This window comes from Chryseobacterium polytrichastri (assembly GCF_900142445.1).
Lineage (GTDB): Bacteria > Bacteroidota > Bacteroidia > Flavobacteriales > Weeksellaceae > Chryseobacterium > Chryseobacterium polytrichastri.
In genome coordinates this window covers 24767-38061 of sequence record NZ_FRAV01000031.1, presented here as the reverse complement: position 1 = coordinate 38061, position 13295 = coordinate 24767, and the positions used below count along the sequence as shown (strand labels likewise).

Here is a 13295-nt window from a genome sequence, read left to right as displayed (position 1 = left end):
CCTAAGTCTAAATTCCCTATCTTTGAAGTAAATGAAATGAATTAATGCCAGATTTTTTACATCCAGATAAAGAAAACTACTCCCACGAAGAGCTTATACAGGAAGAACAAATTCGTCCCCAGAGCTTTAACGATTTTGCCGGACAGAGAAAAACGTTGGAAAATCTTGAAGTTTTTGTTACTGCTGCAAAAAAACGTGGCGGAGCTCTTGATCATGTTCTATTACACGGCCCTCCAGGTTTGGGTAAAACTACTTTAGCCAACATTATCGCCAATGAATTGGGCGTAAACTGCAAAATAACTTCAGGTCCTGTGTTGGATAAACCTGGAAGTTTAGCCGGTTTATTAACTAACCTTGAAGAAAATGATGTCCTTTTTATTGATGAGATTCATCGTCTATCTCCCATTGTAGAAGAATATTTATATTCTGCTATGGAGGATTATAAGATTGACATTATGCTAGAAAGCGGACCTAATGCGAGAAGTGTCCAAATTGGCCTAAATCCATTTACATTAGTAGGCGCAACAACCCGAAGTGGTATGCTGACGAAACCAATGTTGGCAAGATTCGGTATTCAAAGCAGATTGGAATATTATTCTATTGAACTTTTATCAATGATCATTATCCGAAGTTCAAGAGTTTTAGGCGTAAAGATTTATGAAGATGCTGCTCTTGAAATTGCAAGAAGAAGTCGCGGAACCCCCAGAATTGCTAATGCTTTACTGAGAAGAGTTCGTGATTTTGCAGAAATAAAAGGAAATGGTGAAATTGAAATTAATATTACAAAATACGCCTTAAACTCTTTAAATGTAGACGAATTTGGATTAGATGAAATGGATAATAAAATTATGCGTGTCATGATTGAAAATTTCAAGGGAAAGCCTGTCGGAATTTCAGCCTTGGCTACATCTATTGCGGAAAATCCTGAAACATTGGAAGAAGTGTATGAACCGTTCTTGATTCAAGAAGGGTTTATCATTCGTACGCCAAGAGGAAGGGAAGTTACTGATAAAGCATACAAACATTTAAACATTGCCATTCCTAGAAATCCAGGAGAATTATTCTAGATTTAAGTTTTTTAACCGCAAAAGACACAAAAGATTGTAACACATAAGTTTTAAGTTAAAAGTGAAACGAATAAAATAACACATAAGCTTGAAAAATCTTTGATTTTCTTCTCATGTGAAATTCATATTTTCAAAATTTCATTTGCTAAAAACTTAGGCGTTTATAAATTTTGTGATTAAAATAAAGTACAAGAAAATTTATGTTTATCCCTAAATTATACAGAAGTGAGGATTATGAATTGATGAAAGAGATCATCAAGGAAAATTCTTTTGCTCTACTTATTTCTTCACTAGATAAAATCAGAGCAACGCATGCAATGATGATGCTTAATGAAGATGATCCTGAAAACATCTATATTGAGTCTCATATTTCCAGAGCTAATCCACAAGCTAAAACCTTAAAAAATGGAGATGAAGTTCTGTGTGATTTCCTTGGAGCTCACACCTATATTTCCAGCAGTTGGTATGATCATATTAATGTTTCAACATGGAATTATGAAGCAGTTCAGATCTACGGAAAAGTAGAACTAATGAATCAAGAAGAGCTTTACAGCCACCTTGAAAAGTTAACCTCAAAATATGAAACCTTCCAGAAGTGTCCCATGTTTGTAGATAAGATGGGAAGAGCGTTTGTAGAAAAGGAAATGAAAGGAGCTTTTGGCATGAAAATCATTCCTACTGAAATATTTATTAAGCAAAAACTTTCTCAAAACAGAAAAGAAGCAGACTTTGAAAATATTATTTCGAATCTTGAAAATTCAGATGAGAATGGGAAAAAGATTGCTGAAAAAATGAAACTCATTAAATAGATCTCAGAATTTATAATCTAAATATTAGACTTTCCATTAAAGTTTTATAATTTAGAAACATCAAATAATTTTTATTAATTAAAATAAAATAATCAAAATATATATGAAGTTATATCCGATACAATGTGGAAAATTTAAGCTGGACGGCGGCGCAATGTTTGGTGTCGTCCCAAAGAGTCTGTGGGAGAAAACAAACCCAGCAGACGAAAAAAATTTAATTGAATTGGGAACCCGCTCTTTACTAATTGAAGACGGCAAAAAATTAATCTTGGTAGACTGTGGTCTTGGAAACAAGCAGGATGATAAATTCTTCGGTCACTACTCTCTTTGGGGAGATGATAATTTAGATAAAAACTTAAGTAAATATGGTTTTGTAAAAGAAGACATTACAGATGTTTTCTTGACTCATCTTCATTTTGACCACTGTGGTGGCGCTATTGAATGGAATGATGACAAAACAGGCTATAGACCTGCATTTAAAAATGCCCACTTCTGGACCAATGAAAACCATTGGCAATGGGCTACTGAGCCTAACCCCAGAGAGAAAGCAAGCTTTTTAAAAGAAAATATTCTTCCTATGCAGGAAAGTGGGCAACTGAACTTTTTACCCCTTCCGGCAAACGGAAATTATGGTTTTGCTCCAGACTTGAAAATGGACGTTATTTTTGTGGACGGGCATACAGAAAAGCAAATGCTTCCCGTAATCCAATATCAGGAAAAAACGATTGTTTTCGCAGCAGACCTTATTCCAACTGCTGGACACATCAATCAGGTATACGTGATGGGTTATGATACAAGACCTCTTCTAACGATGGAGGAAAAAGGAAAATTCCTTAAACAATGTGTAGATAACGAATATTTATTGTTCTTTGAACATGATGCTCATAACGAATTGGCAAGTCTTAAAATGACTAAAAAAGGAGTTAGACTCGATGAAACCTTTAGCTTTAACGACGTTTTTGGATATTAATTTTTAAGTATGGAAGAATTACATTCAGAAACAAAAAGTACAGAACCACCATCATCCAAGATCATTGGTTTAACGGGTGGAATTGGTTCAGGAAAAACTACCGTTGCCCATTTTATTGAGGAGTTTGGATTTCCCGTTTATTACTCGGATGACAGAGCTAAAACAATCGTTAATGAGAATGAAGAATTAAAGTTTAAAATTAAGGAACTTTTAGGCGAAAAATCTTACGACGAAAATGGAATTTACAACAGAAAATTTGTTGCAGAAAAAGTTTTTAACAATAAAGATCTTCTTCAACAATTGAATGAAATCATTCATCCTGCAGTTCGAATTGATTTTGAAGAATGGCTGGCAAAACAGTCTAAATATTTAGTCTTTAAAGAAACTGCCTTATTGTTTGAATTAAAACTTCATAAACAATGCTACAAATCTCTTCTCGTCACTGCTGAAGATAATATACGAACAAAAAGAGTGATGGACAGAGACGGAAAAACTTACCGTGAAGTAGAAACCATTATGGAAAAGCAAATGCCTGAAAAAGATAAGATAAAGATGGCAGACTGCATCATTTACAACAATACAAATTTGGAAGATTTAAAGGAACAAACCGAACGAATCATCTTTGATATAGAATAAAACAAAAACTCGTTAGAAACAATCTAGCGAGTTTTTTATTGATCTGATAAAAAATAAGCTCCCATTTCTGAGAGCTTATTCTATTTTTAATAGTTAATTATTTTTCTTTAATAAATTTCTTCTGAATTGTACCTTTAGCATCTTCGATGTCTATAACGTACACTCCATTTATCAAGTTGCTTACATCTATCTTATTATTCAAGATAATGCCTTTAGACACTAATTGTCCTGCTGAATTATAAATCTTATAATTCCCTTTTGTGCTAATATTCTTAACGTACAATACTGAGCTTACCGGGTTAGGATAAATCATAATATCATCTTGATTAACACCACTAGGAACAGCCGTCTTAGAAATTCTCACTGTGTAATCTTCAACTTCTCCATTCGTAAAGTTTGTACAGTTTACAGGAATAGCACCTTTCTGCAATGCGACTCTCATCACCACATATTTATAATCAGTTAAACTGATAAACGCATCTGCAGGTACATTGAATGTTCCTTTAATAGGAGTCGTTGTATTAGGAGCCGAAGCAAGAATTCTTTCATTGATATCGAAATATCCGTTTCTGTCAAAATCAATCCAAACTGCAATACCTTCTTCATTGTTTGCACCTAACCATGATTTTTCAATAGAAATTTCATTTCCTGTAGATCCTTGAATTAGTTCTATAAATTTAGCAGGATTACCTGTGTAATCTGTATAAGTAGATGCTAACGAAGTATTTTCCATCATAGGTTTGCCATTTGGTTTCACTGTTACTTTTGAAATAAATTCATTTGCTGCACTTGCAGAAACCATGTTACAGTAAGTTACAGTTGGCGTTGTAAAGAAGTAAGGCGGAGTATAAGTACCCGGAGTACCTGTACACACATTCACAACCTGCATTTCATATTTCGTTAATTCCAACAATCCTGTTAATGTAAGAGTGTTTATTGGAACTGGTACAACTGTCCAACCCGGAATACCCACTTTTCTATATCTTAAGATATACGTTGCTCCTGGGAATGGATCCCAAACTACAACTGCTGAAGTAGGAGAAAGATTACTAATGGTTAATCCTGGAGGCGGTTGCTGACATATTCTTTCTGTTGTAAACACCTTAGGATTTGACCATGGATTAAGCGTACCACCAGTACAAATATTTGCTATTTGAACCTCATAAGAAACATAAGGGTCTAATCCTCCTAAAGTGTAGGTATTTGCAGGAGCTACAGGTAAAGGTATATTAGGATTCCATCCCCCTGCTCCACTTCCTACAATTCTCCATCTCATTACATATGTTGAACTTGCTGCAAGAGGTGACCAAGTTATCAATGCAGAGTTTGAAGTAATAGCAGATATAGTAACATTTGGAGGTGTAGGATCACATTTTGTAGCAAATGCTACAGGAGTAGCCGTACCTTCCGTAGTATTACAAATAGCAACAACTATTGCTTCGTAGTTCTTAGCAGGCAGTAAACCTGTTGTAATAACATAACTGTTTGTAGGTGGTGATAGTACTACAGATGAATTTGGCCATCCAGTAGTTCCCACTTCTCTCCAATATACTTTATAGGCAAGATTATTTGTAGAAGCTGTCCAATGTACCGTTGCAGCAATATGGCTAACTGTATCTACATACACATTGGTAGGTGCCGTAGTTGAACAAGGTCTAATAACAAAAGTAAAGTCCACATAATTACCATAAGGAGATGCCCCACAAGGAGTCAAAGCCCCATACTGCCCTGTTGCAAATCTAGCTCTGTAAGAGCCTGAAGGGTGACCAGTAGTGTTAATAGCAGTTGTTGCTGTCCCAGCATTAGTTGTAGAATAAACCGTTTCCGTTAGAGGATCAAACACCATATCATTATTCCAGTCTATCCATAAATAATAATAGTACGAACTTGTCCCAGAATTCATGCTAACATTTACAGAAGTTCCCGGTAAAGCAGAGAAACTTGTAGCAGAATTGTTTACATATGCACTATATGTGGAAGCAGTATAAGCAAGATTGGTAAATCCTCCTGTAGTTGTAATATTCTTCAAATAAGTGGTTGTTGAAAATGCGCCTCCAGTAGGAACACAATAATTCGTGTAAACCGAAAGAGGTCCTGTCCAATCACCAATATCTGTAGCACTACATCTTGCTCTTATCCAAATGTAGTAAGTTGTGCTTGCAGCTAATCCGGTTATTAATTGGGTAGGTCCGGTAACACCAGAATATTGAGGTGTAACGCCTGCAGCAGGAGTTGCGGCACTTGTAGTATAATAAACATCATAACCACCTGCAGGCGCAGGAGTTGGTAGTGTCCATTGTATAGTAGTACTTGAAGTTGTAGTATTCAAAACTGTTAAACCTTGTGGGTCTGTACATGTTGGGGCAACTCTCACTTTGAAATCATCAACACCTAAATACCAAGGAGTACCATTCGATGATGCATTTACAGCAAAATTATATGATCCTGTAACTGTAGGAGTATAATATATTTTATACTGAGTATAATTAGCAGTACCTTGTGTTGAAGTGATGAATGTTCCTAAGTTTGTAGCTCCTACAGAAGATTGTGAAGAATTTACCAAAACATTACCTGTAAATCCTATATTACTACTATCTGTTCCGCCAGTATGATAATAAAATGAAAATTCATACACTTTACCTCCAGTCAATGCAAAACCTGGTGTCCAGAGTTGGCTGGCATTTGTATTACCATATGCAATTCTCATATAATTAGGCACAGACCTCGCTCCAGGAGACGTACTAGACGCTGTAGCATTTGAAGAATTCCATGCACTAGTTCCAGTAATCTGCTTCCAACAAGGTGGAACAATCCCTGCTCCTAAAGTTGTCATTGCATCAAAGTTTTCTGTCCAAGGAAGAGCAGATACAGGTACACACAAAGTCATAAATGACTGCATTGGGGTCCATGTACTTTTGTCGGTTGCACTACAGATAGATCTTACCCAAACATAATATGTTGTAATAGGTATTAATGGTTGAATAGTTGCACTTGTAGCAGTAGTTTGTACAGAATTGGTCGCATTTAAAACAGTAGCACCTGTGGGAGCCACACCCGTTGTATTATAATATACATCATAACCATTTGCAGGTGGAGTAGCAGGAGCTGTCCAAGAAATATTTGCGCTAGTTGCTGCCGTATTGGTCAATGTAATAGCAGACGGAGCCAAGCAAGTTGGAGCTGCACCTTGAGTCATTGTGACATTATCAAAATAATAATAACTATCTCCGCTAGCAGCTGATGTTACATAAAATCTCACATACAAATTACCTGCTGAGGGACTGAATGTTACAGTTCTCGTTGCGCAAGTATTCGCTGCTACGTGATTTGTAGAGTTAACAGTGTAAGCAGTATACCAAGGCCCTCCAGTATTACTTGAATATTGTACTTCAATAGTACCAACATTTGCAGCAGTAGTTGCAACTGTTCCAGCAGACCAATCGGTAACTTTATAATCAAAAGACATTGTTATAACACCTTGATTATTTCCTGGAATATTAGGAGAAGTAAAATCTCCTGCATTTCCACTGTATCTATTTCCTCGTATTGTTCCCCCAGTAGTACCGCAAATCTGGTTTGCAGTAGTAGTACTAGAAAAAACAGAGCCTGTAGACGTCCAATTATTAAGTCCCGCGGCAGTCCAATTTTGTGAGTAATTGACTTGAGCCATGAGAAATGTGCAAAAGAGCAATTGGCAAATAAGTAGAAGTTTCTTCATAAATTAAATATTAAAATGAAATTGAGTACCAATATAATTTGAATCTATCATTAGGTTTTCTGTATATTTATTAATATAATTCTTTCTTGGGAAAATTATATTTTTTACAGAAAACAGGTAGCTTGACAAGCTGTCAAATGTTTTAAGTATTGAATCTTTTATAAGATCAATATTACTTGTACATCGGAGATTTAATAAAGGAGTAAAGAATTTAATCATAATATTCTGCATTTTGTATTAATTAAACAAATCTAATGATTTTTTATTATTAATTTACCAATTCAACAGTGTTTTTTATCAAAAATTCCCTATACCATACCTTAAATATTAATCATAAAAAAAATCCTCAGGAAAAACCTGAGGATTCATTATTGTTATGGGATTTTTATTATTTCTTGATGAATTTAGATTTGAATAAATCTTTTCCTTTTTCTTCAATTGTAATAACATATCCACCTTTTACTAATTCAGAAACGTTAATTTTTCCTGAGTTGATATTTCCGCTATTTACTAACTGACCTGCAGCACTGTAAATTTTGAAAGTAGCTTTATCAGAAACTTTAGTAACATTTAAGATATCAGATACTGGGTTAGGGTAAATCTGAATACCATCTTTAGGGTTAGCAAGATCATTTGTCGCCAATGGTGCAGATACAATAACACTATAATCTTCAACTTCTCCATTAGGGAAAGCCCCACAAGCAAATGAATCTGGAATACTACTGCCTGCAGATGCTGCCGTCATTAAAACAGTAACAACTCTCATTCTTAATGGAGAATTCACTACAGCTGTTGATGGAACTGTAAATGTTCCTGTCTTAACAGTTGTTCCTACTGGTAAAGCATTTGCAGGCATGTTAAGAACCCTTTCGTTTGCATCAAAAATTCCATTCTTATTGAAATCAATCCAAATAGCCATTCCATTCATTGCAGCACCAGCTAAAGTTACAGTAATAGAAGTACTAATTGTATTGTTTGTGCTATTAGGCAACAAGATAGGTTGTAATGATGGGTTTGTAGTAAAGTTTGAATATGTTGTTCCAGCTGCTCCAGTTGTAGTATTATTTACTGCTCCTAACGTTAAGTTAGAAATGAAGTTATACTGTCCACTAGTACTTCCTACTGTACAATAAGTAACTGGTGAAGTTGAGAAGTTTGTTGAAGCTGAGTAAGCTCCAGGAGTTCCTGAACACACAGCAGATACCTGAACTTCATAAGCTGTTCCATCACTTAAACCTGTTAATGTAATAGTTGGTGTAGCAGATGTTGTTTGTATCCACGTAAGCTGACCTACTTTTCTGTAACGAATATTATAAGTCGCATTTGACATTGGTGTCCAGCTTATAGTAGCTCCGTTCAAAGTAATATTACTTGCCACAACTCCTGTAGGAGCAGAACCATCACATGCAGAAAACACCGTTACATTAATTGCACCTATCGCATAGAATACATTATTAATAGATGAAATTCTTAATTTAATAACTTGACCATTTAATGATGAAGGAAAAGTAAAACTTTCAGTTCCATCATTTGGAGTAGAAGCCGCTAAAACAGTCCAAGAAGTTCCATTATTTGTAGTATAATCAATCTTAACATTAGCCACATTATATGGAGCTGCATTTGTATTGGCAACAGCCCACTCTACTATGGTTGCAGCACCAGCATTTGCATACTGAGTATTAACTTTAAAAGGACCATCGTTTCCAACAATAACCTTTTGAAGGTTATAATCTGCTTGCTGTTGAGCAGGATTTGGATTATTATCCCTTACTGTAACTGCAAAATTTGTTGTTCTTGCTACTTGTGACACAGATTCCCAACCGTTATTAGAATTATCCAAAACTCCTGCTAATACAGAAGATAATTTAGGAAAATATCTTGTCGGACTTGTTGTAGGTACTATCGATCTGAACGAAGCTCCTGTAGCAGTTGTTCCTAAATTATTTTTATTAATAACAACACTTGCATTATCTATTTCTTCCCAAGTATAAGTCATTGGATCATTTTGAGCATCTGTAGCTGAAGCTGTCAATACAAACGCCGTACCTTTAGGTATATTTACGTCTTCCATATCTGCAATTACAGGTGGAGTATTCGCAATCGGAGTCTCAACATCACACGTTTTATTGATCAAATTAGTATTTATTTGATCTAGACTTATCACATGAAAATAAGAATCTGAATGCGCCTGAACATCAGTAGTAGCACCAGTAATACCAGCATACCCCATGATTGTAGACCCAGAGCCTGGTTCCATATTTGTACCTGCACCTTCAAGAGCGTGAGAGAATGTATGATTACCTCCTAACTGGTGACCCATTTCGTGAGCAACATAATCAATATCAAAATTATCCCCTTGAGGAATACCGTCTCCAGGAGAAGTGAATCCTGAACCTTTTTGCTTAGAAAGAGAAGTAGCAGCAGCTCCTGTAGGATCTATACAAACACATCCTATACATCCTGCATTTCCACCACCTCCACTATCGCCTAGAAGATGTCCTATATCGTAGTTTGCACTTCCAACATTCACACTAAGCGCTCGTTGAAGCTGAACATTCCAACCATCAGCATTACTACTGTTATTTGGGTCAGTACCAACTGAAGGTATAGAATATGGGTCTGTTGCAGCATTGGTATATATTATATTAGTATAGTTTTGTAAATTAAGATGTAAAGCAAAATCTTTTTCGAAAACACCGTTTACTCTTGTCATTGTAGCATTTATCTGCGTCAAAGCACCAGCAACAGTACCTCCAAATTTCTGAGTATACTCACCAGTTACAGACATTGCTAACCTCATTGTTCTGTATTTCTGATCGTAGCTCTTATTTGTGTTTCCTATTTGACTTGAAAAAGATTTACCCTTTTTCATCAATTCATTAATTTGCTTTACAGCAGAAGGAGATTCTTCAGTACTACACATAAAGGCCTTATCTCCAGATTTAGCTGTTTTTGGGTGTACTGAGTATAATCCAGTTGATTTATCAACAGGCTCTACAAATTCATAATTTCCATTGTTAAATAACATAGATTGGAAATCATTTGGCGCTACAGAAAATCTAATACTCTGTGTAGGATCATTAACAGCTGTTCCTATATAAGAACCCAACTCATACTGATCAGCAAGTTCTTTCACTACTACAGGAAAGCTGTAAACGTTAAAGTTTTGAATTTTTCCATCCAGTGTAGGAATAGAAATAATAACAGGTTTAGCATTACGGCCCATTTCCTGTGCATCTTTCAATTGAACTCTCAATTGATTCAGATCTAATTTAAAATATGAGGCCACAGTAACAGCCTTCACATCCCCAGATCTTGTTTTTTTATCTATTTTAGCAGTACTAGGTGTCCATTGTGCAATCGCAGAGCCACCAACTAAACTACAAAGTAAGATAGTAAGTATTTTCTTCATAAATATTTAATTATATATTTCGCCAAATATAGCTATTTTACACTTATTATTCTCAAAAATAAAACAATTAATCTTTTAAAATTCATCAAAAGATATTTATTCAATATATAAAAGGCAAATCCCCACCATTTTTACAATCTGTTTTACATTCTAAATTATATAAGATATTCACATTATATCTTCATAAATAATACGTTTTTATAGATATTTACACATTCAATCTCTACAGCAAATTTGCTATTACTAAAACAAGTCACAATACACATTTTTTACATCATTCTGAATGAGCTATATCAAAAAACCTTCATTCAATAAAAAAATCCCCAGGTAAAAACCTGAGGATACATTATTGTTAAGGCATTTAATTATTTTTTTGATGAATTTAGATTTGAATAAATCTTTTTCTTCAATTGTAATTAAATATCCACCTTCTACCAATTAAGAAGCTTTAATTTTTACTGAGTTGATATTTCCGTTATTTACTAACTGTCCTATAATACTGTAAATATTGAAACTTATCAAGTAAAAAATATTATACTTGACCACTTTGAAGCTCTAATCTATAAAAAGCTAACTTTTTCAGTGATCTCAGAAAGTCTGAATATTTTTTGCTTAATGAAAAAAAATCACTAGTTTTTGATGAACTTAATACTTTCTGAAATTGTATTATCTTTTATCGTAATAATATAAGTTCCTTTTACGAAATCACTTACTCTAACTTGATTATTATCAATATTTCCTCCTTTTACAACCTGTCCAACTGCATTATGAATTTGGAAAGTAGCTTTATTAGAAACATTCGTAATATTTAAAATATCACTAACAGGGTTTGGATATATTCCAAAGTGATCTTTCTTATTCACTTCGCTTGTACTTAGAGCATTTGAAACTTTCATTACCTTCCTTTGAGAAGTAGTAAAGCTACCACCAGAAATTAAAGTAATTCCTGCTGGGGTTTTAATATTAAAATATCCACCATAAAAAGCAAAACCATCCCCATAAGAATCAGAAATTGTGAATGTATAACAATCATCTGGGTTTAGTGTCCAGTTTTGGGTAATTAATGCCGGAATAGGCATCGTATTTGGATCAAGTACATCAGGATAATTATTACCGCTATAAACTGTAGCTCCTGCACTATTTTTCAATGTCCAACTTGTTTCAGATCCGTAATAATCTAATTGAAGATTAAATATTACATTATTAGTTACAGGCATTGGCGCTCCGACATAAGTTGAAGTAACAGTATTGTTCGAAGCTCTTTGATCTGCTACACCATTCGCTGTTTCAATGCTAATAGTCATTGGACCACCTATCGTTCCAGCAGCAACAGGAAGACTTAATAATTGAAGTTTATCTTGAGGTAGGGTACCAGTCCAGTTGTATGGAGATTGTGCTACCCCATTAATAGTATAATTTATCTTAGCTGAAGTAAGAACATTTGTTCCCCTATTAAATAGGGATACAGGAATACTTTGTACAGCTTCACAAGTTACTGTTGCACATGTTCTTTCTAATTTAATTTCAGCATCATTTGCAAATAACGGAATTGCAACATCTTTAGTAGATGTTTTTAATGAGGCTCTTCTAGCTGAATTATTCATTACTGCTGTAATTCTATCTTTTTGATTAATCGTAAAGATATTCATACAAGCATCATTAGTATAATCCATATAATTTTGAACCATCTCCAATACTGACGGATCATTACAGCTTGCAATATCTATGCAAGTATAATTTGCAGTATGAGCTGTAGGCGTATCCGCACAGAAATCATCTCCACAAGCAGAATCTCCCCAAATATGCCTCAAGCCTAGAAAATGTCCCACTTCATGAGTCATTGTTCTCCCTTTATTATAAGTAGAATTTAAAATGAAATTGTTTCCAAAATCATTACTTCCAAATGCATTGTAACTAGCAACCACACCATCAGTAGTATCATACCCTCCTAGTGGATCTAAACCAGGAAGATTTGATCCATCCGGAAACTGAGCATATCCTAATAAATTTGTATTTGGAGATGCAAATGCTACACTCCACATATTCATATATTGATTGGGATTCCAAATAGTTTCAGGTTTTACAAAAGCTTCAATAACATCTTTCTTGAAAGTTGATTGGCACAAATTCACTCTATCAATTCCATTGGTCGGATTTCCATTTGGATCTACCTTTGCCAATGCAAATTGAAGTTGTACATCAGCCCCAACAGCACTATTATTAAACCCTGGGGTCCCCATTAATTTACGATAATCTTGGTTCATTACTATAATCTGTGACATCACCTGCTCATCTATAATATTTGGAGCAGAACCATAAGCTTGTCCACCATGAATAACGTGAACAACTACAGGAATAGTAATAATACCTCCATTCTGTGATTTCTCATTTTTAGCTTTTTGAATTAATGGTTTCAACCACGCTTCGAACTGATCAACAGATAGTCTTCCCGGAAAATTTTTTCTTAAAAATTCTTCATATTCCGTTGTACCACATCTTTCGAAACCGTTAGACTGGACAAGCTCTTGTGGGGTCTTTTCAATAGATTCAATTTTTTTTCTAGTCCCTTTAGTGTTTTGTGCCACCATTAAACCAGCACAAAATAGAGGTAACAAAAAAAGTGATTTTGAAGTAGTAGATTTTCGCATATTTTTTTTATTAACTTTGCAAATATATTAGTTTT

The 13295-nt window shown here is 34.7% G+C and carries 7 protein-coding genes; 4 read left to right on the top strand and 3 right to left on the bottom strand.

Annotated features, from left to right (window positions below; genetic code table 11):
* Positions 1 to 44: 44 nt before the first annotated feature.
* From ruvB to coaE, 4 genes are all read left to right on the top strand, one after another.
* A complete protein-coding gene (gene ruvB, locus BUB80_RS17235) occupies positions 45 to 1067 on the top strand; it encodes a Holliday junction branch migration DNA helicase RuvB (protein ID WP_054511546.1) in 1023 nt (340 codons plus the stop codon).
* 200 nt (positions 1068 to 1267) lie between these two features.
* On the top strand, positions 1268 to 1876 hold the full coding sequence (locus BUB80_RS17230; RefSeq protein ID WP_073295443.1) for an FMN-binding negative transcriptional regulator: 609 nt from the start codon (positions 1268 to 1270) through the stop codon (positions 1874 to 1876).
* Positions 1877 to 1979: 103 nt separating this feature from the next.
* The gene (locus BUB80_RS17225) at positions 1980 to 2846 is read left to right on the top strand and encodes an MBL fold metallo-hydrolase (RefSeq protein ID WP_073295440.1); all 867 of its coding nucleotides are present in this window, start codon (positions 1980 to 1982) and stop codon (positions 2844 to 2846) included.
* A 9-nt stretch (positions 2847 to 2855) separates the two neighbouring features.
* Positions 2856 to 3482, top strand: coding sequence for a dephospho-CoA kinase (gene coaE, locus BUB80_RS17220; RefSeq protein WP_073295437.1), 627 nt, complete (start codon positions 2856 to 2858; stop codon positions 3480 to 3482).
* 97 nt (positions 3483 to 3579) lie between these two features.
* On the opposite strand, the gene BUB80_RS17215 is transcribed toward coaE, so the two are convergent.
* The 3 genes from BUB80_RS17215 to BUB80_RS17200 all read right to left on the bottom strand — a co-directional run bounded on the left by BUB80_RS17215 (position 3580) and on the right by BUB80_RS17200 (position 13260).
* Positions 3580 to 7200, bottom strand: a complete 3621-nt coding sequence (locus BUB80_RS17215; protein WP_083547220.1) for a fibronectin type III domain-containing protein — start codon at positions 7198 to 7200, stop codon at positions 3580 to 3582.
* 388 nt (positions 7201 to 7588) lie between these two features.
* Positions 7589 to 10612: a reprolysin-like metallopeptidase gene (locus BUB80_RS17205; RefSeq protein WP_073295428.1), complete on the bottom strand. Its 3024-nt coding sequence runs from the start codon at positions 10610 to 10612 to the stop codon at positions 7589 to 7591.
* A gap of 629 nt (positions 10613 to 11241) precedes the next feature.
* Entirely contained in the window at positions 11242 to 13260 is a 2019-nt protein-coding gene (locus BUB80_RS17200) for a M43 family zinc metalloprotease (RefSeq protein WP_073295425.1), read from the bottom strand.
* Positions 13261 to 13295 lie beyond the last annotated feature (35 nt).

Excerpts from the sequence above, each read along its gene's own strand:
- ruvB (WP_054511546.1), top strand. The coding sequence starts at position 45 with ATGCCAGATTTTTTACATCCAGATAAAGAAAACTACTCCCACGAAGAG.
- BUB80_RS17230 (WP_073295443.1), top strand. The coding sequence starts at position 1,268 with ATGTTTATCCCTAAATTATACAGAAGTGAGGATTATGAATTGATGAAA.
- BUB80_RS17225 (WP_073295440.1), top strand. The coding sequence starts at position 1,980 with ATGAAGTTATATCCGATACAATGTGGAAAATTTAAGCTGGACGGCGGC.
- coaE (WP_073295437.1), top strand. The coding sequence starts at position 2,856 with ATGGAAGAATTACATTCAGAAACAAAAAGTACAGAACCACCATCATCC.
- BUB80_RS17215 (WP_083547220.1), bottom strand. The coding sequence starts at position 7,200 with ATGAAGAAACTTCTACTTATTTGCCAATTGCTCTTTTGCACATTTCTC.
- BUB80_RS17205 (WP_073295428.1), bottom strand. The coding sequence starts at position 10,612 with ATGAAGAAAATACTTACTATCTTACTTTGTAGTTTAGTTGGTGGCTCT.
- BUB80_RS17200 (WP_073295425.1), bottom strand. The coding sequence starts at position 13,260 with ATGCGAAAATCTACTACTTCAAAATCACTTTTTTTGTTACCTCTATTT.